This window comes from Methylovulum sp., assembly GCF_028687615.1.
Lineage (GTDB): Bacteria > Pseudomonadota > Gammaproteobacteria > Methylococcales > Methylomonadaceae > Methylovulum.
Genome location: NZ_JAQTZU010000002.1, coordinates 183,041 through 207,744, shown reverse-complemented (window position 1 = coordinate 207,744; position 24,704 = coordinate 183,041). Strand labels below are relative to the sequence as shown.

General features: G+C 48.2%; 21 protein-coding genes. 10 read left to right on the top strand and 11 right to left on the bottom strand.

Annotation, left to right across the window (positions count from 1 at the left end; genetic code table 11):
* Positions 1-288: 288 nt before the first annotated feature.
* The 7 genes from PHH59_RS02290 to PHH59_RS02260 all read left to right on the top strand — a co-directional run bounded on the left by PHH59_RS02290 (position 289) and on the right by PHH59_RS02260 (position 5,570).
* Positions 289-651 (top strand): NifB/NifX family molybdenum-iron cluster-binding protein, encoded by a 363-nt coding sequence (locus PHH59_RS02290; RefSeq protein WP_300010577.1) that lies wholly within the window; start codon positions 289-291, stop codon positions 649-651.
* Positions 648-1,028, top strand: a complete 381-nt coding sequence (locus PHH59_RS02285) for a hypothetical protein (RefSeq protein ID WP_300010574.1) — start codon at positions 648-650, stop codon at positions 1,026-1,028. The genes PHH59_RS02290 and PHH59_RS02285 overlap by 4 nt, the downstream gene beginning before the upstream one ends.
* Before the next feature lie 277 nt (positions 1,029-1,305).
* Positions 1,306-1,860, top strand: a complete 555-nt coding sequence (locus PHH59_RS02280; RefSeq protein WP_300010571.1) for a flavodoxin — start codon at positions 1,306-1,308, stop codon at positions 1,858-1,860.
* 3 nt (positions 1,861-1,863) lie between these two features.
* Positions 1,864-2,625 carry a 4Fe4S-binding leucine-rich repeat protein gene (locus tag PHH59_RS02275; RefSeq protein WP_300010568.1) on the top strand — a complete coding sequence of 254 codons (762 nt, stop codon included), beginning with the start codon at positions 1,864-1,866 and terminating at the stop codon, positions 2,623-2,625.
* A gap of 96 nt (positions 2,626-2,721) precedes the next feature.
* On the top strand, positions 2,722-3,237 hold the full coding sequence (locus tag PHH59_RS02270; protein ID WP_300010565.1) for an aspartate carbamoyltransferase: 516 nt from the start codon (positions 2,722-2,724) through the stop codon (positions 3,235-3,237).
* A 405-nt stretch (positions 3,238-3,642) separates the two neighbouring features.
* Entirely contained in the window at positions 3,643-4,506 is an 864-nt protein-coding gene (locus PHH59_RS02265) for a WcbI family polysaccharide biosynthesis putative acetyltransferase (RefSeq protein WP_300010562.1), read from the top strand.
* The gene (locus tag PHH59_RS02260) at positions 4,503-5,570 is read left to right on the top strand and encodes a GSCFA domain-containing protein (protein WP_300010559.1); all 1,068 of its coding nucleotides are present in this window, start codon (positions 4,503-4,505) and stop codon (positions 5,568-5,570) included. The genes PHH59_RS02265 and PHH59_RS02260 overlap by 4 nt, the downstream gene beginning before the upstream one ends.
* Before the next feature lie 22 nt (positions 5,571-5,592).
* Here PHH59_RS02260 and PHH59_RS02255 read toward each other — a convergent pair whose 3' ends face one another.
* The 9 genes from PHH59_RS02255 to lpxC form a co-directional block, all read right to left on the bottom strand.
* A complete protein-coding gene (locus PHH59_RS02255; protein ID WP_300010556.1) occupies positions 5,593-5,886 on the bottom strand; it encodes a hypothetical protein in 294 nt (97 codons plus the stop codon).
* Between the two features lie 473 nt (positions 5,887-6,359).
* Positions 6,360-6,893, bottom strand: coding sequence for a copper resistance protein NlpE (locus PHH59_RS02250; RefSeq protein ID WP_300010553.1), 534 nt, complete (start codon positions 6,891-6,893; stop codon positions 6,360-6,362).
* A 237-nt stretch (positions 6,894-7,130) separates the two neighbouring features.
* Positions 7,131-8,225 (bottom strand): alanine dehydrogenase, encoded by a 1,095-nt coding sequence (gene ald, locus PHH59_RS02245; protein WP_300010550.1) that lies wholly within the window; start codon positions 8,223-8,225, stop codon positions 7,131-7,133.
* Complete coding sequence (locus PHH59_RS02240) at positions 8,222-11,524, bottom strand: response regulator (RefSeq protein ID WP_300010546.1); 3,303 nt, start codon at positions 11,522-11,524, stop codon at positions 8,222-8,224. Before PHH59_RS02240 ends, ald begins: the two co-directional genes overlap by 4 nt.
* Positions 11,525-11,588: 64 nt before the next feature.
* The gene (locus PHH59_RS02235; RefSeq protein WP_300010543.1) at positions 11,589-13,385 is read right to left on the bottom strand and encodes a methyl-accepting chemotaxis protein; all 1,797 of its coding nucleotides are present in this window, start codon (positions 13,383-13,385) and stop codon (positions 11,589-11,591) included.
* Between the two features lie 44 nt (positions 13,386-13,429).
* On the bottom strand, positions 13,430-13,936 hold the full coding sequence (locus PHH59_RS02230; RefSeq protein ID WP_300010540.1) for a chemotaxis protein CheW: 507 nt from the start codon (positions 13,934-13,936) through the stop codon (positions 13,430-13,432).
* Positions 13,929-14,318, bottom strand: coding sequence for a response regulator (locus PHH59_RS02225; protein WP_300010538.1), 390 nt, complete (start codon positions 14,316-14,318; stop codon positions 13,929-13,931). Before PHH59_RS02225 ends, PHH59_RS02230 begins: the two co-directional genes overlap by 8 nt.
* Positions 14,319-14,343: 25 nt before the next feature.
* On the bottom strand, positions 14,344-15,225 hold the full coding sequence (locus tag PHH59_RS02220; RefSeq protein WP_300010535.1) for a response regulator: 882 nt from the start codon (positions 15,223-15,225) through the stop codon (positions 14,344-14,346).
* 641 nt (positions 15,226-15,866) lie between these two features.
* Positions 15,867-16,790: a UDP-3-O-acyl-N-acetylglucosamine deacetylase gene (gene lpxC, locus PHH59_RS02215; RefSeq protein WP_300010532.1), complete on the bottom strand. Its 924-nt coding sequence runs from the start codon at positions 16,788-16,790 to the stop codon at positions 15,867-15,869.
* Between the two features lie 317 nt (positions 16,791-17,107).
* Here lpxC and zapE point away from each other — a divergent pair, with 317 nt between their 5' ends.
* A complete protein-coding gene (gene zapE, locus PHH59_RS02210) occupies positions 17,108-18,283 on the top strand; it encodes a cell division protein ZapE (RefSeq protein ID WP_300010528.1) in 1,176 nt (391 codons plus the stop codon).
* 95 nt (positions 18,284-18,378) lie between these two features.
* Here zapE and PHH59_RS02205 read toward each other — a convergent pair whose 3' ends face one another.
* A complete protein-coding gene (locus PHH59_RS02205; RefSeq protein WP_300010525.1) occupies positions 18,379-18,522 on the bottom strand; it encodes a hypothetical protein in 144 nt (47 codons plus the stop codon).
* A 231-nt stretch (positions 18,523-18,753) separates the two neighbouring features.
* Here PHH59_RS02205 and PHH59_RS02200 point away from each other — a divergent pair, with 231 nt between their 5' ends.
* Positions 18,754-19,218, top strand: a complete 465-nt coding sequence (locus tag PHH59_RS02200; protein ID WP_300010522.1) for a tRNA (cytidine(34)-2'-O)-methyltransferase — start codon at positions 18,754-18,756, stop codon at positions 19,216-19,218.
* Between the two features lie 175 nt (positions 19,219-19,393).
* Here the strand turns inward: PHH59_RS02200 and PHH59_RS02195 are convergent, their stop codons facing one another.
* Positions 19,394-21,898, bottom strand: coding sequence for a glycogen/starch/alpha-glucan phosphorylase (locus tag PHH59_RS02195; RefSeq protein ID WP_300010519.1), 2,505 nt, complete (start codon positions 21,896-21,898; stop codon positions 19,394-19,396).
* A gap of 179 nt (positions 21,899-22,077) precedes the next feature.
* Between PHH59_RS02195 and PHH59_RS02190 the strand changes: the two genes are divergently transcribed.
* Positions 22,078-24,507 carry a hypothetical protein gene (locus tag PHH59_RS02190; protein ID WP_300010516.1) on the top strand — a complete coding sequence of 810 codons (2,430 nt, stop codon included), beginning with the start codon at positions 22,078-22,080 and terminating at the stop codon, positions 24,505-24,507.
* Positions 24,508-24,704: the final 197 nt, after the last annotated feature.

Sequence of the window (24,704 nt, the reverse complement as noted above, 5' to 3'; positions counted from 1 at the left end):
GCCTGGAGCGATAAGGGGAATTGTTTTGGGCGTGAGATGGCGGCCTCCTTTCTTTAGTCTTTACTTTAAAGCTCAAGTATAATCCTATGCTTTAAATATGAAAACTTGTTGGGATTGGTATTACACGATTTGGTATCGCTCTTGCTTGTATAAAAAACTTATAAAACCCTATAAAAACCTTCCGCATCCATTTCCCGCCATGCAAACCATAAAAATACCACCCTATACCGTTCCCACGCTCCGGTGCACCCTCTGGAGCGTGGAACTATGGATGGGAGGGGGCCAATCATGATTAAATTTCCAATAAAACTGGCGGTAGCCAGCAAGGAAGGTTTGGCGATCAGCGAACACTTTGGGCATGCCAAACAGTTTCGGATTTACGAGTCCACACCCGACTACTGCCGCCTACTGGAAACGCGCGAGGTGGCCCATTACTGCCTAGGCCAACATTCCGACCAGAGTGCTATGGCCGGCATCTTGGAAAGCATCAAAGATTGCCATGCCGTTTTCGTTGCCAAAATCGGCGACGGGCCGACGGAAAAGCTCAAGGCCGTCGGAGTCCGCGCCGTTTCGCGTTACGGCTACGAGGCCATCGAAGCGTCGTTGCTCGACTATATGCAAAGCCTTACCACAAACGGGGAGGACGTATGAACAAAGACCCTGTCGCCCGCTGGGTGTTGGCACATCCTTTAACACCGGTTCATGTAGATTGCGCTATCACCGTGATACTGAAAATCCTTGACGGCAAATGCAAGATGCGGACAGCGGAAAAAAAGGTGATGGAACAGCTTTACGACGAGGTGAAGTCTTGCCCCGGTGTTCTATTCGATACGGCACTCCACCTGTTGATTGAACAAGCCCGCAAGCATCCCGATGATGCGATAAAAAACCTCATCTATGAAAAACGCCTGCTGGCGGAAACAGCTATCTCGCGCCCCGTGATGAAAGCTTTCAAAGCCATGATCCGCCAGCAAGGCCTGCTTGCCGATGCGCTGGACGAAGGAGAAGATGCCGCAGATCCCTCATAAAACGGAGCCGCGGGAAAAAGCCAATCGCCATGCCAGTATTTCATTGCCACTTTGGCATCAAAAGCCGCCATATCACCACGATGTCGCAAATCTCCCAGTCCCGGATGTCATTTGTCGTCATACTGGCACAATTGCCAAGATATTGCCGCACAAAAACCGGCTATGTATCTGATAATAAATATCAAATAATATGACTAGCGTTTGGATCGAATTTTGCTGGTTATAGTAAATACAACAGTACGCCCCCTTGTCCTGCAATCTTGATCACAGGTGAATTATGAACAAAATCGGCATTTTTTTCGGAACAGATACGGGCAGCACCCGCTTGGTGGCTAAAAAGATTTACAGCCTATTGGGTGACGGCTTGGCGGACAAGCCTAAAAACATCAACCGCACCAGCGTTGCCGAATTGTTGCAGTATGATGCGCTGATTTTGGGCACTCCCAGTTATGGTGTTGGGGAATTACCGGGCTTGGCCACCGGGTGCATGGAGGCCAATTGGGCGGAGTTTGTGCCTTATTTGGACGATGCCGACCTGTCCGGCAAACGCGTCGCGCTGTTTGGTTTGGGGAATCAGGAACGCTACGCCGACCGCTTCGCCAGTTCGATGATCCACCTTTACCGGCTGTTTTACGGATACGGCGCCAATATCGTCGGCCAATGGGATACGGAGGGCTATCAATTTGAACATTCCCATGCCGTCATCGATAACCGCTTTGTCGGCTTGGCACTGGATCAGCGCACCCAGCCGCACCTGACTGAGGACAGGCTGAAAATCTGGTTGGCGCGAATCACCCCGCAGCTTTTGCCAGTAGCTACCGAAATGGCCTAGACAATGGATTCTAGCCAAAAGGATAATGACATAACGGATCTGACACCTATTGCAGACTGCTCGCTTTGCGGTTATCGAGGGACATTACTGGTGGCGGGTGCTTGCAAGCCAGGTGATTGTTGCGTCATCGCCGACAGCGGACGGCAAATCGACCGGTTTTTCCGCGCCAATCCGGGCCTTGCCGCCGATTACACCCAAGACGGCTTCTGGGAACGGCGGGCCATCGCCGCGCGGTATTTGCCGACCAGCCAATTGCAGCCATTGCTGACCGATCCCGACGAAGCGGTCAGGCGAGTGCTGGCCTACCGTGTACCGCTGGAGTGGCTGAGAGATTTGCGTAACGATCCTGACCGGGAAGTCAGGATCACCGTCGCCGACCGCTTGCCGGAGCAAGAATTGGAGTTGATGGTCACTGACCCTGATTATTTGGTACGGGTCTATGTCGCCAAACGCCTGCCGGAAGGCCGCTTATTCCGCTTGGTCGCCGACCCCGACAATGAAGTCCGCCGCACGGTAGCCGAGCGCATCCCCGCCGTCAGCCTGGGCCTGATGGTCAACGATCCCGAAGTCAGCATTCGTCGTATTATTGCCCAGCGCATGGAACCTGACGATCTGGAGTTAATAAGCAAGGACGACGACTGGACCGTCCGCTATGAAGTGGCGTTACGGGCATCTCCCGCATTGCTACAACACCTGTTTGACGACGCTGAAGAAGAAGTCCGGCTAATCGCCCGGCAACGCCATGAAGCTTTATTATTAGATTGACTTGTTTGAACCTGATCCCCTGAAAATATGTCACTTGAATGAAGTTGAAATAAACACTTCCAATCGACTATAAGAAAATAAACGAGGAGTACGGATATGAAACATGAGCTGATAGTTTTAACAGGACTTTTGATTTTTTCTACAACAAGCCTGGCCCTTGACACAAGCGGTACCCAACAGATCGCTGAAGTGGAGCAACGCATGCAGGAAGTAACGCCCTTTGCAGTAGACCAAACTGTGGAGTCCTTCACCAAAACAGTCCACGGCGGTGTCCAACATCTGGTCGTCAAATCAGCAGCCAATACTAGGCAAATAAAATTGATCCAAGCTTATTTACTCAAGCTTGCCAATGACTTCAGGAAAGGTGATTTTTCTGTGAGCGAACGTATACACGGAGCGGGTATGCCGGGTTTAGCCCAGTTAAAAACCGCTAAACCTGATGATATAAAATTTGAATATGTAGCTTTAGCAAATGGGGCGCAGATTCACTATTCAACAGAATATCCCCTGTTGGTGCAGGCACTGCATTTTTGGTTTGATGCCCAGGCCAGCGATCACGGCAATAATGAAATACCGGGGCATACCCAACACCATGCCACACCAGCAGAATAAATTCTGGATAGCCCTGTAACAGCGATGAAATCCAATATCTTGGTATCGTAACACCCAACATCTATTAATAGATAACATCCAATTGAACACCCAAAAGTCGGGCAGAAAAAATTGCCCGACTGCACGTTTATTGCAACGGCTCCAAGTTAAAATTCGACCTTTACCGAACCCACGGCCGCAAGGTCGTTTTTGTTTTCGCTACCGGCAAAGTATATTTCACTTTGGCTATCAAGGTCATCTTGGCTATTCGAGTATGCTTGGCCGCCGAAGGACTTTTTTATTTTTGGCGCTTCGCATGTTATTGCCAAAGCAATGAAATTAATTGACAATGCTAGGACGGCATTTTTCGATAAATCTACCAATAGCGCGGTGTAAAATGAGTAAACTTCGCAAGCAAAGCGAATTATGAGTGAAACAATTGTCATTTCATCAAATTGTCAAACGGGCGGTATCGCCGCTACAATGAGAGCGATCTATCCTGGTAAAGTCATCGTCCCAATTCGGGCATCAGCAGCTAACGACAAAAAGGGGAGCAATGCGCTCATCGCAGAATTGGCAAATGCTGCTATTTGGATAACTGGAGGAAGGTTTGAGTTAGCCCAAAATCTTCCTGTCAAAGTCATAAAAGTTCCAAGCATCAATTTTCACGCCTTCCATCCGGATTTGTGCTATGCGGAAAAAAAGTCTGCGAATACATTAACAAAAGTGCATTACAACTCCCAAATTGCGATCTGGGCGTTTAATAATCAAATTGATACATCGGATGCAGTAAGGCTGTTTAACGGCTCGACTTTTAAGGCATTGGGGTATTTTGACCAATGGGGAGCAAATGCAGAGCGATTAAAACTTTCATTTCGTCAAAATGATTTCAGCGACATAGAGTTTAATCAATTCTTCTTAGCGGTTAAACGAAGGGGCGTTTTTATGCACTCAGTAAATCATCCCAGCGCGGAGACAATAGTCGAATTTTGTAAATTGATAGCAATTCGATTGGGTGCTGATCAAGGCATTGTCAAGCGAAAAATAATTATTCCAGACAGCTTAATCGGGACAATTTGGCCGCTTTATCCAGAGATAGGCCAGGAGTTGGGACTCGTGGGAAACTACGTTTGGCGAATAGGAAACCAAGAAATCGAAGGCCTGGAATCTTACCTGGATTTTGCCTATCAGCAATATTTGGAGCAAGGGATACAACCCTCAGATCTGGTTTCTAAATGGCCAATCCCCCATCTGGACAGTGTGTTAAATACGGAGCTGAAAAAAAGATGACGAACCCTTACTCTACACTGCAAGATTACCATTTTTGGTTCAAGGCGATGACAGCCCCCGCGCCGGGCCATATTGACCCCGTCGTTAAGTACAAAACGATAAAGGCAACAGATAAAGTCTCCACGATGGGAAGCTGCTTCGCCCAACATTTGGCAAAAAATATAGCAAAATCTGGATTTAATTATTTCGTTACCGAAAATCCCCCGCCAGGGCTTGATAACGCAGAAGCAACAAAAAAAAATTACGGCATATTTTCAGCCCGCTATGGGAATCTTTATACGGTGAAACAAGCCGTGCAATTATTTGACCGGGCTTTTGGACTTTTTAAACCGGACGAAAACATCTGGAGGAAGGATTCAGTCTATATCGACGCTTTTAGACCCCAAATAGAACCGAATGGCTTTGAATCAAAAGAGCAACTGTTAGAAGACCGCGCGAAACACTTGGCTTGCGTAAAAACTATTTTTGAGGAAAGTGATTGGTTGATATTGACACTGGGGTTGACAGAGGCGTGGCGGTCAAAAAAGGATGGTGCGATCTATCCCTTGGCACCGGGAGTTGCGGGTGGTTTATTTGCTGAAAAAGATCATGAATTCGTTAATTTTACCGCCAATGAAGTTATTGCTGATTTAAAGGACTTTGTACAAAAAGCCACATCAGTCAATCCCAAGATCAACATACTATTGACGGTATCCCCAGTACCGCTGATAGCGACTTATGAAAACAGGCATGTATGGGTTTCTACCACTGTAAGCAAAGCCGCCCTGCGGGTCGCTGCGGATGAAATTGAAAAAATATTTGATCATGTCATTTATTTTCCTTCATACGAAATTATCACGTCGCCAGCGAGTGCTGACCGATACTTCCAAGACGACTTGAGGCAAGTGACAGACATCGGTGTAAACCACGTTATGCGTATGTTTTTTAAACACTTTATGCAAGAAGAGGCGATAAAGGAAATTGATAAAGAATTAAGCATAAATTCAGTCATCGAAAGCAATTTAGACGGAATAGTCTGCGACGAAGAGGAAATAGAGAGGGCTATAAAGCAAGCAGGCTTTTAATTAAATTAATCGGGGCCTATGTTCAACGCCTTTCCGTTTTCGTTTCAAAGGCCGATGTCATCATCAAAACCAATGGCAAAGCCGTGTACAAGGTTTGGATAGACGAAAACAGGTTCAGGGTAATTTTGAAAGGCGTGGTTTTGTTGGCTGGCCCGTTATTGCCGTTTTCGTCCGTAGCCGGGAATTGTTTAGTCAATTCGCCGATGATAAAACCGATACCACACGCCAATAACAAATTGGGCGGGGTAGTTAGGATTTGGCTAAAAATAACTTCCCTGAACCATTCTTGAAACTCCCTAGACCTGACAGGTTTCAAAAACCTGTCAGGTCTTAATATCGGAAAGTTATTAATGGCCAAATCCTTAGCGGTTGCCCGATTTTTTGGCTGATCGTGGCGGTATCCATGTCGATTTGCCTTTGATGGCGGGATATGCGCCGCTCTGCTGCACGGAAATCTTAGATTGGTACAAATTTGTAAACTTTTGATGATGCGTCTTGAGTTGACTTGGTTAGCAACACCATAAACCAAAAGAATTTTGTTCTTATGTACAAAGCAAGGTTATACATCTGGATGAATTGTTGTCTTTTTTTTATAAACAAAAACAACATGTTATGGTTGTTTGTTGGTTTCGAAGTGGATTCCCGCTTTTGGCTAAACTTTGAACTGGGCAGCCGAACCATACAAACTGCAAGCAAACGGATGCCCCGGATAAAACACTACACCGGCAAGTTGTCCCGGTTTAATCCATCGTGGATCCAAATTCCGTGTACGCCATCCTGACAGACCACTCAGTGAATATGCACCTCACGCGACTTTACCTTATCGCTTCTGCGTAAAGCATAGCTGTCTTTATCACCTGCCATCGGTGACCCATCATTGTTAAGCTGAATGATCGTCCCTTCATCTTCAATACGATATTGCCGTATGCTTCCGTCCTTACGCGATGTTAAAACTACGGTGCGGGTTTTATCATTCCAAGTATATTTTCCTTTTTCATAAAACTCCTTTGAGGAATTTCTTGCTGGCTGGGTCACCAGTAGATAATTGTTATTTTGTTTTAATGACAACGTCACCTTAATCCCGTCACAGTCATTGCAAGGGAGATACCCGTAAAATACGCCATGAAACTCCAGAGCCTTTTCTATAGGTTTTAAATGGGCTGAATGATCAGCTTTTTGCTGATTATTCAGCACCCGTGCCCTGAGCAATTTTTCCTGGGATGCTTGATCTGTTTCTGCCGTCGCCGGGTTATTAGCCAATAGGAGGGTGCTGAAAAAAATCAAGACCAGATTTTGTTTTAATTGTTTTTTTAATGTTTGCATAAAAGTACCTCTAATGAATCGGACGTGTCGTTTGGTATTTAACCAAGATAAGCTCACAAAAGATTATCAGCATTATCCCCAACGTCAACAGGCTGCTTACACTACGTCATGTAGAAAACCCTGTAAATGCCTTTGGATTCATGTCCTGAAAGGGATACCCGACAAAACCAAAGGGGAGCTGCTAGGTTTGTCCACATCACTTAAAACCGGACAAACCTATCAGGGTTAGCCAAACATTTATCCCGCCCACACATCCATCATCCCCAAAGCCTCGGCAACGGCTTTGCAGGTGATTTTTCCGTCCATGACATTGACGGCTTTGGCGAACCGCTGGTCGGACATCAGCCCGGCTTTACCCAGAGCGGCAATGGCGACGGTGTAAGGCAAGGTGGCATCTTCCAGCGCGACGGTGGCTGTTCTAGGATAAGCTCCGGGCATGTTGGTGACGCAATAATGGACCACGCCATGCTCGATAAACACGGGATGGGAATGGCTGGTGGGTTTGGATGTGGCGATACAGCCGCCTTGGTCTATGCTGACATCGACCACCACCGAACCCGTGGTCATGGACTGGATCATCGCTTCGGTGATGATTTTGGGGGCTAGCGCGCCACGGCAAAGCACGGCACCGACGACAAGGTCGGCATCGGCAATATGCTGGCTGAGATTTTCAGGACTGGATAAGAAGAAATTTGCTTCGGGCAAGACCTTGGCTTTGATGCTTGCCATAAAACCGGCATCAATGCCTGCAACCCACACTTGTGCGCCCATGCCGCAAGCGACTTGCGCGGCATGTTGCCCGACCACGCCATCGCCAACCACCACCACTTTTCCGTGGGGTTTGCCCAGCACTTTCCCCAACTGCAAACCTTTGCCCTGGTTGAACCGGGCGAGATAATAAGCACCCATCAGCGTTGCCATATTGCCCGCTATCGCACTCATCGGGGCAAGGATGGGCAAACGCCCGTGCCCGTCTTCCAAGGTTTCGTAAGCTATCGCCGTCGTGCCTTTTGCCAGCAGGGCTTCGGTCAGGCTAGGCGTTACGCCGGCAAGATGGAAAAAGGTAAACACCATTTGCGTATCGAGATACGGGTATTCGGCAGGTAATGGTTCCTTGACTTTGACCACCAAATCAACATCCCAGGCTTGCGCCACCGGCACCAATTTTGCGCCTGCCATCTGGTACTGCTGGTTGGTAAATCCAGCGCCCAAACCCGCATCGCTTTCCACAACGACAGTATGCCCCTGCGCCAGTAAAGCCTGCACACCCGCAGGGGTCATTGCGACCCTGCCCTCTTGGTCTTTGATTTCTTTAGGGATTCCAATTTTCATAATAATGCCTCGATTTGTTGCAATAATTCAGTTTCTGACCAAGGTTTGGTCAAATAAGCATTGACGCCGACGATGCCGGCTTCCATGCGATGTTTGTCGGTGGAACGCGATGTGACCATCAGCACCGGAAGTTTGGCGGTACGGCGTTGTTGTTTGAGCGTTGCCGTCAATTCCACGCCGTTCATCCTGGGCATTTCCATATCGGTGATGACCAAATCCGGCTGGCTGGCTTCAATCTGGCTTAAGGCATCTTGCCCATCTATCGCGGTGGCGACTTCGTAACCGCTGTCTTTTAACAATGTCGCCAACGACTTACGCGCACTGAGCGAATCATCAACGACCAAAATTTTAGGTAGCTTCTTGACCACGGTTTGTGCCACAAAAGCCATAATCCGTTGATTATAGGTACTTTTATGCCGAAGTGCTTCCGGCAAATCCAGCACGGCGGAAACTTGCCCGTCCGCCAAGATGGTGACGCCAGGTATCGCGGGATTATGCGGGACATAGCGGCCCAAGTCTTTAAAAACCAGGTCACGGCTATCGAGCAGCTTCTCGACCATCACCGCCACTTTTTCGCCTTGTCCCAGATTGACCAGCAATACATGGAAATCCGTTTTCCTTGCATAATACGGCGCGGGGACACCCACCAAGGATTCTATGCCATAGGCTTGATAACGTTCCCCTTGGTAATGGAACCACATATCCTCCCCCGCTTCGTGGAATTCACCCTCATCGGACGGAATGGTTTGGTCTATGCCGTACTGGATAATTGACAAGGTATAAGCACCGCATTGTGCCAGTGTGGCCTTCAGCAACAAGGAACTGGACGGAATCGACAAGGTGAATTGGCATCCCTGTCCTGGGCTTGAATAGATTTCCAACTTGCCTTTCAAACGGATAATTTCTTGATAAACCACATCCATGCCTATCCCCCGGCCCGACAATTGGCTGACTGACGCGCTGGTGGAAAAGCCGGGGATCAAGATCAGGCGGTCTATGTCTTGGTCATTTAACGTAGCCGTTGGCTCAACCAGGCCTTTGCTGAGGGCCACTTGCCTGATAGCCAGACGGTTAATCCCTTGCCCGTCATCCGCACAAACCACAACAATCCGGTCGGTTTCTTTGGCAAAGCTTAGGGTAATTTGCCCGTTTTCTGGCTTGCCGGCCTGCAACCGATACTCAGGCGTTTCCAAACCATGATCCACGGCATTGCGGATAATGTGCATCAACGGGTCTGCCAATTGGTTGAGGATTTGGCTGTCAATCAGCGTGTCTTCCCCTACGACCGTCAATTCGGCTTGTTTGCCTGCCATCCGGCAAGCTTGCCGGAGCGTGCGTTGCAAGCGAGGTGTCAAGGATTCCACGGGCACCAAACGGGTATCGAGGATGTTTTCCAGATTTTCTTCGTGCAATTGCGTCAAGCCCAACACGCTGGCGTGCATTTTCCGCAGGTAGTTTTCCACCGCACACTCGATCTCGCGGCTATCGGCAGTGGCTTCATACAATCTGGAAATACTGCTGTGCATTTCATTGAAACGGTTCATTTCCAAATGGTCGAAACGGCCTTCTAAATAATCATGCGCCGTGCTGGCGACTTGATTGTTTAAACCAGTCGCTATCAATTGTTCAAGATCGGTGATAACCCTTTGCAAAGTCCGGTAACGCACACCGCCACTTTTAAGCAGGCTTCTAACTTGTTTTAACTGCTCATCAAGCTGGGCGTCGAGGATTTTGACTTCGCCGGCAATACGGAACAGATTCTCCAGCAAGTTTTTTGGGACCCGGATATACGTTTCTTCGCGGCTGACCGTATCCTGCATCCCCTGGTTGCCTACCGCTGGCTCCGCCACTATGCCGTTTGGTGGTTCAGGGAAGGCTGCGCCCGTTTCGCCCATTTCGCTAATTTCGCCAGTCTGCAAGCGATAATGTGCATCCGCCAATTTTTGCAACACCACCAAGGACATCTCCGGCGCCGATGTCCGCATCAATAAAGCTTCGCCCATCGCCGCCAGACAATCTGACGCTTCAACCAATGCCTCGGCCAGGATGTTATCGGGTGCCAGCCCTTGTCCGTGCAAAAGCTCCAGTATGTCCTCTAGCCGATGGGTCAGCGTGGCGAGGCCTTTGACACCCAGCATATTGGCGAGGCCTTTGACGGTATGCGCCACCCGTTGTGCCGTGTGCAAGGCTTCGCGGTCTTTGGTTTTAAGGAATTGATGCAGGAATTTGGCAAAGTCTTCCGTCTGTGCCGGCAAATCGAGGAACACCATGTCCAGCAATTGCGGATCGACTTCATCGGGAATGTCCAGGCTCATATCCTGCCCGGCCACCGATTCGACCGCTATGACGGGCTTGGCGGCAAGCTGCACCTGGGCAAAGAGTTGCTTTAAAAACGCACTTTGCCCTTCGCTCAAACAAAAAGGCCATTCGGGATTTTCGAAAACCTCAATCAGCGCCGCCTGGTTTGATGGCGCGGTCATGTCCTGAAAATACCTACTGATCGCGGCAAAAGCCTGCTCGAACAATAACGGCGTTGCATCGCCGATCAATTCCATGTCTTCCTGATAACACTGCAAATTTTTCAGCAAACCGGACAACACCCATTTGCCGCCCCAAAGCTGGATGGTTTCGGTTGCGCGGATAATGGGTTGCAATGCCTCCAAGGTTTTGGCGAGCAAGTCCGGTACATTGGCGGGGGCTTGCCATTGCTGGAGCAATAACACGCATTGCCCGCCGACCATATTGGCTAATGCGGCATCGACCGTCATTTGCCCAACCAATAACTCAGGGTCAATCTGGCAAAAGCCGCCTTCATCATCACCCACTTCGTCGCTGGATGACTGCCCGGCCCCCGCTGTCGTTACCGCTGGCACTGGCAATATTTCCGGTTCCGCCAACAGTTGCCGGTCTGTTGCCAGCAAATCTTGTAAATAAGCTATATCTTCGGCAGCCACGGGATTTATCCACAGCGGATACTGCAAAAACTCCAGCAGTTCTGTCATTGCCACGGCATCGCCGGTTTGCAGGAACATCTTAAGCAGGGCAACGCCTTGTGACAAAAAAAGCCAATCGTGATCGTTTAGGCTGGTTTTATCGGCAATAAATTGTTCCTGTAACTCAACATAAAAAGCCAACAAATCGGCTAAACCTAGATAATTTTGTTCCCCGGCCAATGCGATAAGATCTTGCCAATCGGACGACAGCCGCCCCAGCAAGGCTTCTTTATCTTGCCCGACTTGCAAACAATGCAGTTCGTGATCGAGGGTCGTGATGATGCTTTCAACAAATTGGGCTTGCATAGGTTTACCTGTGTGACCGTGCTAAAGAAGCCTGATGTTTTTTCTTTGTCGATGTCCAAAAGCTTTATGGCTTCAGTTTGAACACGCCTATGGCCGCCTGCAATTCTTTCGCCGACCAGACCAAATCTTCGGACAGGCGTGCTTGTTGGGTCATTTTATCGTAAGTGGATTGGGCGCTGGCATCAATGCTGACGGCGCGGAAACGCAATTGTTCGGCGACCGCAGTTTGGGCAATGGCGTTATCGGCGATACGCTGTATGGATTCGACCAGCGATTCCGTCGTCGCCCGCGTCTGCTGCATACGCTCACCGGCTTGTCCTGCCAGTTGCGTACCTTCGACGACGTTGCTGATCACCGCATTCATCGCCTTCACGGTATCGGCGGTTTCCTGTTGGATGTTATTGACCAATTGTTCGATCTCGGCCGCCGCTTCGCTGGAACTTTCCGCCAACCTTTGCACTTCCTCGACCACCCCCAGCAAACCTTTTCCGGCGGCACCTGATGAATTGGCCTGCATGCTCGCATTCATCGCCAACAAATGGGTCCTTGCAGAAAAGCGGTTCAATAATTTGACGATGCCGCCAATTTCTTGGGAACGCTCACCCAAGCGTTTGATTTTCTTTTCGGCATCATTGATCGTGTTACGGATTTTGTTGATGCTGCCTATGGTTTGCGACACCGATTGTTCGGCATTTTTAGTGGTGTCAATCGCTTGTAAAGACGCCTCGTTGGTCAATTGCGCCAATTCGGAAATCAGTTGCATGGCTGCCACCGCTTTTTCAAGTTCAGCCAAGGTTTGTTCAATTTCCTCTTGCTCCTCGCGTGCCGATTGGATCACCGTGTTCGATTGCGATTTGACTTGGTTGGACGTATCGACGACTTTTTCGGCGACCGCCCGGACGTTTTCCAACACGCTTCGGATGGATTCGCTCAGTTGGTTGATGGAATCGGAAATCGCTCCGGTAATATCCTCGGCAACGGGCAGATAAATCGTCAGGTCACGCTGGCTGAGGGCGAAGACTTTATGAATCATCTGCATAATGGAATCATTCATCAAATCGTTTTCACGCTGTTTAAGCATCAAGGCCCGCATCCTTTCATCCAGCAAATTATCCAGGGTGGTTGCCAGTGTGCCCAATTCATCGGTGCTGTCCAAGCGGCTTCTCGTTTCGGTATCGCCCAAGGAAATTTTTCTGACGGCATTTTGGATAATTTCCACTGGTTTTAACACACCGTTACGTAAAATGATGAACGTCGCCATCAACGCGAACAGCATCACCATGATGGAAGCGACAAACAGGTTAAATTTAAGGTTTTTTTCTGTATCAGAAACCATTTTATCCAGTGCCTGGTAATCCTGCTTAATGGCGAAAAACCTGTCCATCAATGGCTCCATCGCTTTGATCAGGCTATCGATGCGGGCGTAGAGTATGGGCTTTTTTTCTGTAGAGGCATTGCCAAGATCAACGATTTTATGGAATTCGTCCTGATAATTTTTCAGCCGCCCCTGGATCGTGTCGACCAGTTGTTTATCTTCGTCGTTACGCAAAAAATATTCAACGGCGACCGTCGCATCATTGGCCAGGGACATGCTTTCGTCAAAATTATCAATGGCAAGTGCTTGTTGTTTCAACTGGTAGTCTTTTTGATAAGCCCTGGCTTCCAGCACATCAATAGTCACCGCATCAATAAGGCTGGACAAAGTGCCCAGTTGCTTATTCCTTTCCAGTGAATGTTCTTCAATCTGGACGGTTTGGTAATAATTAAGCCCTAAAGACACTAAGCCTATGCCCAAAAAACCCGTCACAATAATAAATTTGATCGGGAGCTTTAAATTTTGAAACAGCGTCAATAAAGGCATGTCGGTTCCTCGCAAGTCAATGGCGGCGATGTTGCACCGGTCAATCAGCGTAATGATAGATAATTCTGAAACAATGTTTTCAATGACAGCAACCAGGCGTCGCAGTCAAAATCCAACCAATTCTGGTCATTGGCCTGATAGGCACGGGTCGTATAGGGTTTTATCAGCGCGGGAACGTCGGTGACGGATGCCGGGTCAATTTCTTGCAAGGCATTGAGCAATTGTGGATAGCTGTCTATCAACAGGCCGGACATTCTGGGTGGCTTATCCAGGATTAACAGCCAATTCTGGTTTTTGGCGGTGGTCTGCTGCGATTTTGCCGACAACAATTGCGGCAGGGAGAACACAGGTATGACATCACCGCGAAGGTTGGTCATGCCTTTAAACCAAGAGGGGGTCAAGGGAATCGGTGACCAATTGGCTTCATCAAACAATTCTACAGGGATTCCGGTCGGCATCAGCAAATTCAATTGGTCGACGCTAAAGCCGTGGCGAATTGCAGGAATGTCCAATTCCGGCGTGTCTTGCGTAACTGGCAGGATGTCATTCATGGCGGGCCTGGATAAAGTTTGCAACCTGTTCAAGTATCTGGTCATCGGTGTAAGGTTTGGTGATCATCGCCACCGCGCCTTGCAAAGTCGCCCACATTTTATCGACCGGCTGGTTTTTAATCGATACGATGACCACGGGAATATCTTTCGTGTCGGCGGATGTGGTTATTTTTCGGCACACGGAAAATCCGTCCATTTCCGGCATAAGAATATCCATAAAAATCAGGTCAGGATGTTCGTTACGCGCTTTTTCCAAACCTTCCTTGCCATTTTGTGCCAATAAAATAACCACGTCGATATTGGCATTGCCAAGGATGGTGCAAATCCGATGCTGATCAATCAGGGTGTCGTCCACTATGAGGATTTTTTTTTTCGTGGTCATTGGTATGCCCATTTATTTGGATTGGTTAGTTGCCGGCAACCTGTCCACGAAGAGTAAAATTGTCCACCCATTTGGTGATCCTCTGCATGACCTTCTGAAATTCCTCATGGACGATGGGCTTGACCAGATAAGTGGTGCATCCTGAAATCACCCCTTTTACCTCATCCATAGGCGAAGTTTTTGCCGAAAGCATGATGATCGGGAGTTTTTTCATGTTCGGGCGGTTTCTCATTTGGCTGCACGTTTCAAACCCATCTATGCCGGGCATCATGATGTCCAAGAATATAAAATCATATTCTTTAACCGCCGTTTGCTCCAAGGCTTCTTCGCCACTGCCGGCAAAATCAATGTGGACGCTTGCCGCTAATTTTTCCAGCTCCAGTGCCAACGCTTTTTGCATCGGCAAGCTATCATCAACCACCAGTACCCGGTATTGGGGCAGAGTTTGGTTTTCAATAACATCGGCAGGGATTGTAACGGCTACACTGGTTGCATCTATAACGGGTCCAACAAGCAGTTCAGTTTTGGCTGCGCCTTGTCCTGCTTCCGGTATTTTTATGCCCTCATCCACCTTAGTTTTAACAAGATTTGAATCCATTCCATCGGCTGCCGAAAGCTTGTCCAATACCCGCAACACCCGCGATGCCACCAACGGAAAAGGCAGGTGGTAATAAGTATCCTGCGCCGGGGGCTGCTTGGCGACGGTCACAATTTTGACCGCATGTCCGGCAGGCAGGTGATTAAGCTCAGTTGAGTAATGGTCGGCATCACCAAACACGAGCAAAACGTCCGGCAAATCCTGGGGCAGAAACGGCTGCAAGCTGAATTGCCGGTGTTTGGCCAACGGCAGAATTTTGCCGAGTTTGCTTTCTTCAGTTTGGGGGAAACCCAATGTACTGATTTTCATAATCGACGATCCTTTAAGCTTAGCTTGACAAGACTGGGCATTTAATTCGGCTGTGCTTCGGCAATTGAAATATCACAACCAGATGTCTTAGGTGTTGATTGCCCTTATTAAAACCATAAACTCCGCATGGAAATAAGGTGTTGGCTCTAAATACTAGGGCTTGGTAAAGCATAATATCCTTGAACCTGGTTTTACAAGCAATTTTAATGCAATGGAAGCGTATTATTTTGCACGCTTCGGTGTTTGCATAGTGTTTTGAGTGGGATTTTTACAACAAATAATCGGGGGATAAGGATCTTTACCATAAAGTTTTGGTATAACTTGGCATGTTCCGTTTGCCTTTATTGCTAGTGTACTTAGGGAACATATTTGTATTTTTCATCGAAACCCCTTGACCTTCTGGGCGATGTTCATCTGGATAATTTTTCATCCTGGAGAATCATCGGTCAGAAGGTTTTTTTTGAGCCATAATTAATAGTTGGCTGAGGCGTCTTTTGCTTGCTGATACCTTGCGGATACTAAGCTTGGATTTGATCGAGCAGTGTGCTGCTAGGCAGGTACAGAGCTGAAAATGCAGGGATAATCTTGGGGCACAAACCGCGCCCCACGGACTATGGTGGACGTGAAGCCAAATAAATTTTTTAGGCTTCTGGACGTTGCGATTGGGCGGAACGCATAAAGGAAATCGGTGCGTCGCCTTCATCGTCGAAAGTGACCATTTCCCAGGCGTCAGTTTCTTCGAGCAGTTTGCGCAATAATTTGTTGTTCAAACCATGCCCCGATTTATAGCCTGTAAATTCGCCGATCAAGCTATGTCCTAGCAGATACAAATCACCAATCGCATCCAGGATTTTGTGCTTGACGAACTCATCGGCACAACGCAGGCCTTCTTCATTGAGAATTTTGCTGTCATCAACCACAATGGCATTGTCAAGACTGCCGCCCAAGGCCAGATTATTTTGCCGTAACATGTCAATGTCTTTCATGAAACCAAAAGTTCTGGCCCGACTGACTTCTTTCACAAACGTGGTTGACGAAAAGTCCATCGTTGCGGTTTTGACATCTTCTTCAAACGCCGGATGCTCAAAATCAATCGTAAAAGTCACTTTAAAGCCGTCAAAAGGCTCAAATGACGCCCATTTGTCACCTTCTTCGACACGGATACTGCGCTTAATGCGGATGTATTGCTTAGGGCTTTCCTGTTCTTCAACGCCTGCCGATTGCAATAAGAATACAAACGGCCCGGCACTACCATCCATGATAGGCACTTCCGCCGCACTGACATCAATGATGGCATTGTCTATGCCTAAACCGGCAAAAGCCGACAGCAGATGTTCTACCGTGGAAATTTTGACTTGGCCTGCGACCAATGTGGTCGATAATACCGTTTCGCCAACATTGTCAGGCGAAGCCTTGATAGTGACTGGCTCAGCCAAATCGACGCGACGAAACCTAATACCAGTGTTGGGTTCTGAAGGACGCAGTGTCAAATAAATCTTTTCACCGCTGTGTAAGCCCACACCCGTGGCACGGATGGTATTTTTTAAAGTTCGCTGTTTAATCATAAAATAGATGACTCCGAATGAAAGGAGCAAAAACCGTGAATATTACCACACTAGCTAATAATGCGGAATGCTAACGCCCTGTATTTTCAATAGCCAACTGGCGTTAAACAGATTTTGAGGGGAATTTTTTGTCCGGGATAACTGCCGATGGTTTGCCATAGCAAATAATGCTACTCTTTGTATGAATATTTCATGGTATGAATATTTCATGGTATGAATATTTCATGGTATGAATATTTCATGGTATGAATATTTCATGACTGATACTTGCAACATTACCAAACAAAAACTGGTGTTTTTGTCATCGCTTACGAACCATGCTAAAAAAAATTTTTCGACAATTCGATTTGCTACCCTTAGATACAAGCCCTGATATGTCAGGTTTGTTGGCGGAACAGTATATCGTACGGGTTGCACAAAAACATATCCAATACGATCCGGCACAAATCCAGACTTTGGAATATCTGCAACAGATTCTGGAATGGCTGGTCGCCAACGATTCCGGCAACCGGCCTTTTCTTTCAAAGCCTTGCCAGAGCCTGTACATTTTTGGCGATGTCGGACGCGGCAAATCCATGTTGATGGCGTTGTTCTACGATGCCTGTCCGATTAGCCAAAAACGAAGGGTGCATTTTAATACCTTCATGCAGGAAGTTCACGCATTTATCCATAGTTGGCAAAAACAAGACCAAGCCGACGCTATTTCGGTACTGGCGAAAAATATCCGCGGCTCCGTACGCCTGTTATGTTTTGATGAATTTCATGTCACCGACATAGCCGACGCCATGATTTTAGGGCGTTTGTTCAGTAAGCTGTTTGAACTGGATCTCGTGGTCGTAATCACCTCCAACCGCCATCCGAATGATTTATATCAAGGCGGTTTGCTACGGGAACAGTTTTTATTTTTTGTCAAAGTCCTACAAAATGCCGCCAATATTGTCGAACTGTCCGCCCATCAAGATTACCGGCTGAACTTTCAAGCCACCCAACAACGCACTTATTTTTATCCATCGGCAAACCTGGGCCAATCAGGTGATGGTGCTACGCAAGAAGCCACTTGGCAATATTTTCAACAATTGACGGGCGGCACTTTATCGCAGCCCGGCAGCATCACGGTATTAGGGCGGGAAATCCAATTGACCGCGTTGCATAAAGACATACTGTTTTCATCGTTTGACGAACTGTGTGGGCAGGCTTTAGGCTCAGCGGACTATTTGGCAATCGCAAACCGCTTCAACATCGTCATCATTGCGGCGATCCCCTGCTTGACGGCTGAAAAACGCAATGAAGCCAAACGTTTTATGACCTTGATTGATGTGCTGTATGAACACACGATAAAACTGGTCTGTAGCGCACAAGTGCCAGCCGAAGCCCTTTACACCGAAGGCGATGGGGCGTTTGAATTCAGACGCACCGTATCAAGGCTCATCGAAATGCAATCCGATAATTATTGCCAGCGTTCTGAATCAATGCGGAGTAGCAAGCCAATGTAAGCATCGCTTTCCACAGCGGTACGCAAGTAACTGGGTAACATCAGATACGACACAGCATGCCCTGGTAATTATAGAATTTTCAATCGGGGTTTACGCTACCAACCACCATCATCGTCATCATCATCATAGGCTTGGGGCTTTAGTTGCTTGGGTATTTTCGGTGTTTTTGCCGAACGTAACAATAACAACGCGCCACCTAATACAAACAGCAATGCCACTATAAAAATGATAATCCACATCGTTGTTTCCTATAAGAAAAAAGTAAATACAGCCCACCCGTTCATTAGGGCGGATGGGTAAAAATCAAAAACAGCTTATCCCCGCATCCCAATAAACCACATTAAAACGTTCTAAATTGCCTAATCGGAATAAATAATCCGGCTATTCGCTTTTTGCTGCTTTAGAATCGGAACAACAAACCCAGTTTCCCGCTGGGGTCAATTTCGCAAATCCTTACTAAGCCTGTCAACATGTTCCATATTGCCCTCTTTGAACCCCAAGTCCCTCCAAATACAGGCAACATCATACGTTTAACCGCCAATAACGGATTCAGTTTGCACTTGATCGAGCCGCTGGGTTTTGATCTGAAGGAAAAAAACCTTCGGAGGGCGGGTCTTGATTATCATGATCTCGCTAGAGTGTCTAACTATCCAAACTATGTTGAGTTTGTTGCCGCCATGCAAGGCAGGAGGATAATTGCGTGCACCACCAAAGCAACACAATCCTACGACCAAATGATTTTTCAAACGGGTGACGTATTGCTTTTTGGTTCCGAAACATCGGGCCTGCCTGTTGAAGTGCTTGACAGCATTGCTCCTGACCGCCGCCTAAGAATTCCGATGATGCCCAATAACCGGAGCCTCAACCTATCAAACGCCGTCGCGGTCATCAGCTATGAAGCTTGGCGTCAGCAAGGATTTTGTGGAGGGGTATAAATTTAAACGCAGTGGAAGCCTTGAACCGGATGGATCAAAAACGACGCTCAATTAAGTTTTCTATAGAAAACATTAATTCAACACAAGTGATTGTAAAATAAAAGAGACCTAACTTAAATCAACTTGCGGCATTAGCCAGGAAACCCTGGCTAATGCCAAATGACAGGAAAAATGCTTAAATGGGATTAACAGCCACCGGCGTCAAACGCCAAATCTCCTGATTGTATTCATTGATAGTGCGGTCAGTGGAAAACTTGCCGCTACCGGCGCAATTTAAAATGCTCATTTTGATCCAGCGGTCTTTATCCTGAAAGGCGTGTTCCACCCGTTTCTGTGCTTTGACAAAACTGGCGAAATCGGCAATCGTCATCCAGGGGTCTGAAGGGCTTTTCAACGATGAAATGATTGCATCAAAAATACCCGGTTCAAACTGGTTGAAATGTCCGCATTCCAAAAGATACATGACCCGTTTCAACTCTTCATTGTCGTTGATGATTCCGACTGGATCGTAATGGTGGCGTAATTGCTCGACCTGTTCTTCGGTCAAGCCAAACAGGAAGAAATTTTCATCGCCGACTTCCTCACGGATTTCGATATTCGCGCCATCCAGGGTGCCAATGGTCAACGCGCCGTTCATCATGAATTTCATATTGCCCGTGCCGGAAGCCTCTTTCCCGGCGGTGGAAATTTGTTCGGACAAATCCGCACCCGGACAGATTTTTTCCATCGCGGAAACACGGTAATTAGGCAGGAAGACCAGTTTTAATTTATCACCGATTTCAGGATCGTCGTTGATCACGGCCCCAACGTTATTGACCAGCTTGATGGTCTTTTTTGCCATGAAATAACCGGGTGCGGCCTTACCGCCAATCAAGACGCAACGGTTAGTCCAGTTCGCCGTATCCCCACGCTTGATGCGGTCATAAAGATGGATCACATGCAAGACATTGAGCAACTGGCGTTTGTATTCGTGGATACGCTTTACCTGGACATCAAACAAGGCATCGACATTCAACTCAATATCCAGCTCCTGCCTTTTAAAATCAACCAGCCGTTGCTTGGCTTGTTGCTGGGTGTCATACCAGCGTTTACGGAATGCCTTATCATCCGCAAATGGTTCCAGTTTTTTCAATAACGACAAATTAGTCAACCAGCCCTCACCGATGGTTTCGGTGATTAATTTGGCAAGTTCGGGGTTACAGTTGGCAAGCCAGCGTCTTGGCGTTACCCCATTGGTTTTGTTATTGAATTTCTTCGGCCACAATTCATAGCAATCACGGAACAAGCCCTGTTGCAACAGCTTTGAGTGTAGCGCGGCGACGCCATTGACCGAAAAACTGCCGACTATCGCCAGATAAGCCATCCTGACTTGTTGCTCATGGCCTTCTTCTATCAAAGACATGCGGATGCAACGGTCTTTATCGCCCGGCCAATGTGCGGAGACTTCGGCAAGAAAATGGACGTTGATCTCAAAAATAATTTCCATCAACCGCGGCAGCAACTGTTTAAATAGATTGACCGACCATCTTTCCAATGCTTCGGGCAGCAAGGTATGGTTTGTGTAAGCCATCGTGTTGCGGGTGATTTTCCAGGCGGCGTCCCACCCTAAACCATGAACATCCATCAACAAGCGCATCAATTCGGCGACGGCGATACTCGGATGCGTGTCATTCAACTGGAAACAGTTTTTCTCGGCAAAGTCCGTAAAATCATGGCCGTGCCGGTGTACCCAACTGGCGATCACATCCTGCAAGCTGGCGGAAGCCAACAGATATTGCTGGCGCAGGCGCAAGGCTTTGCCGTTTTCGTTGGCATCGTTAGGATACAACACCATCGTGATGTTTTCGGCGGTATTTTTGGCGGCAACGGATTCGGCATAATCGCCCGCATTAAATTCTTGCAAATCAAATTCTTCGGTGGCGGTGGCTTTCCATAAACGCAAGGTATTGACGGTGCCGTTTTGATAACCAGGGACTGGGGTATCGTAAGGAATCGCTAATACATCATGGGTATCAATCCAACTTACGCGGGTATAACCGTTTTCATCAATATGTTTTTCGGTATGTCCACCAAATTTGATCCGGTAGGTAAACTCAGACCGCTCGATTTCCCAGATATTACCAAATCGTAACCAATGGTCAGGTTTTTCGACTTGTTCGCCGTTGACTATCGCCTGGCAGAACATGCCATATTCATAACGCAGGCCATAACCGGTCACTGGCAATTGCAAGGTCGCGCAACTGTCAATAAAACACGCCGCCAAACGCCCCAAACCGCCATTCCCTAAACCCGCATCCGGCTCGCTCTCAATCAGCTCTTCCATTTCCAATCCCAATTCATACATGGCTTTCTCCACAGCATCAGAAATACCCAGGTTCAGCATGGCATTGCTGAGGGTGCGCCCCATCAAAAACTCCATCGACAGATAATAGGCTCGCTTGCAATCCTGTTCGCGATAAGCGCTTTGGGTATCTTTCCAGCGTTCGGTCAAACGGTCGCTGATGGTCAGTGATAACGCTTCATAAGCGTAATGGGGGGACCGGCAATTTTGGTCGCGGCCTAAACGATGGCTGTAATTACGTTTAAAATCAGCGACAATATCATGGATTTCCATACCTAAATCTGGAACCAACGTGATGGTCGATTTGGGCTGGCTTTTTCTAAAGGTTTTATTTGGCATAATTCACTCGTTTTCGCAGTTGGCATAAAAGGGTTTATTAAGCATTTTACCAAGTAAAATAGAAACTTTCTGTCTAATAGTTGTTTGAATTAGCCTATTTTTATGACCACAGTGCTGATCTCTTAGTTTTTATAGATTTTCCTCTTACTCCAACCTCTATTTATAAAAGGCAAACAATCATGGCGATTAAAACAGGCACGAATAACGGCGAACAAATTGACGGCACCAATGCGGATGACCAACTATATGGACTCGGTGGCGACGATTTATTGTTGGGCAATGACGGCAATGATTATCTGAGCGGCGATGACGGCAATGACGAACTCAGGGGCGGCAATGGCAATGACAAGCTGGAAGGCGGCAACGGCAATGACATTTATATTGGTGGCGCAGGCCAGGACATTTTTATCGTCAATAAGGAGAGCTCGGCGGCTAACAATCAAATCAATGACTTCGAACTCGGTATAGACCACATCGACGTTTCAAAATGGGGGATCGCTGATTTTGCCTCAATACAAACCCTGTTTGGCAATGCAGGGACTGGAAACAGCGGCTTCGGTTTCTACCGCAATGACAGCACCTTTTCAACCGTTATGCTAGGTGCCGTAAAAGATGATTTCATCGCCTCCGATTTTATTTACTCGACCAGCACCAACAATGACAATTTAACGGGTGGCGGCCTAAAAGATGATTTTTTTGGTGGCCTGGGCAATGACACGCTGGCGGGTGGCCTAGGTGATGACCGGCTATTCGGGGAAGCGGGTGATGACAAACTCTACGGCAATACCGCCGCCATCAATGGGGTTTCTGATGGCAATGACTTGCTGTATGGCGGTACCGGCAATGATTTGTTGTTTGGAGGCGATCAACAAGACCAATTATTTGGTGGCGATGGCAATGATCAGTTGGATGGTGGTGCGGGTTCCGATTTCATGACTGGCGGTGCCGGTAGTGACCGCTTTATCCTTCGCGCTGAAAACGGCAACCAAAATGACAGCATCTTGGATTTTGACCTTGGTTTCGACAAACTGGACGTGTCTTCACTGGGCATCAGCGATTTTGACACCGTCAAAGCGTTGAGCAACATTTCTACGGTCAGCAGTTTGGTCATCATCTATCATGTGAATGGCTATGACACGAAACTATTTATCAACGGCGTACTGCCAGGCGCCCTGACCACCGCCAACTTCATCGGCGCCGCCACAAGCACGAATGACACCCGCACTGGCGATGCCATAAACAACGATTTATTCGGCGGCTTAGGCAATGACAAACTGTCAGGAGGGCTAGGCGATGACCGTTTGTTCGGGGAACAAGGGGACGACCAATTGTTCGGCTACCTTAGCACCAGCCCTGACGGCAGTGGCGTGGATGGCAACGACCTACTCTTCGGCGGGGCGGGCAACGACCAATTATTTGGCGGCGGTGGTAACGATACCTTGCTTGGCGGGGCGGGCGATGACATATTGACAGGTGGTAGCAGAAACGACAATCCCGGATTTTATGATCCCAAAAATGACACCTTGGACGGCGGGAGCGGGCAGGACACAGCCAGCTATCTGGCTTCATCAACCGCAGTGACTGTCCGGCTTTGGGAAAACACGAGCAGCGGTGGCGATGCCACAGGCGATGTTTTGATCAGTATTGAAAACCTCACGGGCAGCAAGCTCGACGGCGACGTATTAGTCGGCAACGCTTTCGCCAATGTCCTGAATGGTTCCAGTGGCGCAGACACCCTAAACGGGCGCGAAGGCAACGACACATATTTTATCGACAATTTTGGCGACCAGATCAGTGACCGCTCCGGTATCGACACCGTCAACAGCACATTCTCCTACACGCTGGCGGCAACGCTGGAAAACCTCAACTTGTTAGGTTCTGGCGCACTGAATGGCACTGGCAATGCGCTGGCTAACACGCTGTCAGGAACCGCAGGCAACAACACGCTCAAGGGGCTAGATGGCATCGACACCGTATCTTACGCCAATGCGACGGCGGGCGTGACGGTCAATATCGCCAACAACAATGCCCAAAACACCCTCGGTGCCGGCACGGACATTTTGCTGAATTTTGAAAACCTGACCGGCAGTGATTATAACGATACGCTGGTCGGCAACAGCGGTGCCAATATTTTAAAAGGCGGGGCGGGTATTGATAGGCTCACGGGAAGTTCAAATGCGGATACGTTTGTCTTTAACAGCAAAATGGGCTTTGACACCCTCACGGATTTTGCATCCGCAAGCGATAAGCTACAGTTCAGCCAGTCGGGTATCCGTATCGGGGACGGCGATCTGCTGGTGGAAGGCGGAATTGCGCGGGCATCAGGCAGCGGCGGTTTTGCCAATAGCGCGGAATTGGTGGTCATGCAGCAAAATATTGCCGGTGCCATCAACACCACCAGTGCCGCCGCCGCCATCGGTTCGGCAACGGCGGGATATTCACTGGGTAAAACGGTGTTGTTTGCCGTGGATAACGGCGCATCATCTGGCTTGTTCTTGTTCACTGCCGCCAACACCGACGCGCTGGTCACCGCCAGCGAACTCAGCCAAGTGGCGATTATCGGCAACACCGCCACCACCGCCTTGGCGGATTACGGGTTTATCGGATAACCCGACGTAGACCTGGTAGGTTTTTGCTGGTTTGCAAAAACTGCCAAGTTGACGTAGGCCGGAATAAGGCCGCCCGTGCGTAGCGCAGGGTGGGTGTTTCCGGCAATGGAAAGGATGTTTGCCGGAAACACCAGCGCTTGCTATCGCTCGAACTGGCTTATTCCGGCCTACGCAAATACCCGTCAAAATAAAAATGA

What these genes read in the sequence shown, in the direction of transcription:
- PHH59_RS02290 (WP_300010577.1), top strand. Translation starts at nt 289, where the DNA reads ATGATTAAATTTCCAATAAAACTGGCGGTAGCCAGCAAGGAAGGTTTG.
- PHH59_RS02285 (WP_300010574.1), top strand. Translation starts at nt 648, where the DNA reads ATGAACAAAGACCCTGTCGCCCGCTGGGTGTTGGCACATCCTTTAACA.
- PHH59_RS02280 (WP_300010571.1), top strand. Translation starts at nt 1,306, where the DNA reads ATGAACAAAATCGGCATTTTTTTCGGAACAGATACGGGCAGCACCCGC.
- PHH59_RS02275 (WP_300010568.1), top strand. Translation starts at nt 1,864, where the DNA reads ATGGATTCTAGCCAAAAGGATAATGACATAACGGATCTGACACCTATT.
- PHH59_RS02270 (WP_300010565.1), top strand. Translation starts at nt 2,722, where the DNA reads ATGAAACATGAGCTGATAGTTTTAACAGGACTTTTGATTTTTTCTACA.
- PHH59_RS02265 (WP_300010562.1), top strand. Translation starts at nt 3,643, where the DNA reads ATGAGTGAAACAATTGTCATTTCATCAAATTGTCAAACGGGCGGTATC.
- PHH59_RS02260 (WP_300010559.1), top strand. Translation starts at nt 4,503, where the DNA reads ATGACGAACCCTTACTCTACACTGCAAGATTACCATTTTTGGTTCAAG.
- PHH59_RS02250 (WP_300010553.1), bottom strand. Translation starts at nt 6,893, where the DNA reads ATGCAAACATTAAAAAAACAATTAAAACAAAATCTGGTCTTGATTTTT.
- ald (WP_300010550.1), bottom strand. Translation starts at nt 8,225, where the DNA reads ATGAAAATTGGAATCCCTAAAGAAATCAAAGACCAAGAGGGCAGGGTC.
- PHH59_RS02240 (WP_300010546.1), bottom strand. Translation starts at nt 11,524, where the DNA reads ATGCAAGCCCAATTTGTTGAAAGCATCATCACGACCCTCGATCACGAA.
- PHH59_RS02235 (WP_300010543.1), bottom strand. Translation starts at nt 13,385, where the DNA reads ATGCCTTTATTGACGCTGTTTCAAAATTTAAAGCTCCCGATCAAATTT.
- PHH59_RS02230 (WP_300010540.1), bottom strand. Translation starts at nt 13,936, where the DNA reads ATGAATGACATCCTGCCAGTTACGCAAGACACGCCGGAATTGGACATT.
- PHH59_RS02225 (WP_300010538.1), bottom strand. Translation starts at nt 14,318, where the DNA reads ATGACCACGAAAAAAAAAATCCTCATAGTGGACGACACCCTGATTGAT.
- PHH59_RS02220 (WP_300010535.1), bottom strand. Translation starts at nt 15,225, where the DNA reads ATGAAAATCAGTACATTGGGTTTCCCCCAAACTGAAGAAAGCAAACTC.
- lpxC (WP_300010532.1), bottom strand. Translation starts at nt 16,790, where the DNA reads ATGATTAAACAGCGAACTTTAAAAAATACCATCCGTGCCACGGGTGTG.
- zapE (WP_300010528.1), top strand. Translation starts at nt 17,108, where the DNA reads ATGCTAAAAAAAATTTTTCGACAATTCGATTTGCTACCCTTAGATACA.
- PHH59_RS02205 (WP_300010525.1), bottom strand. Translation starts at nt 18,522, where the DNA reads ATGTGGATTATCATTTTTATAGTGGCATTGCTGTTTGTATTAGGTGGC.
- PHH59_RS02200 (WP_300010522.1), top strand. Translation starts at nt 18,754, where the DNA reads ATGTTCCATATTGCCCTCTTTGAACCCCAAGTCCCTCCAAATACAGGC.
- PHH59_RS02195 (WP_300010519.1), bottom strand. Translation starts at nt 21,898, where the DNA reads ATGCCAAATAAAACCTTTAGAAAAAGCCAGCCCAAATCGACCATCACG.
- PHH59_RS02190 (WP_300010516.1), top strand. Translation starts at nt 22,078, where the DNA reads ATGGCGATTAAAACAGGCACGAATAACGGCGAACAAATTGACGGCACC.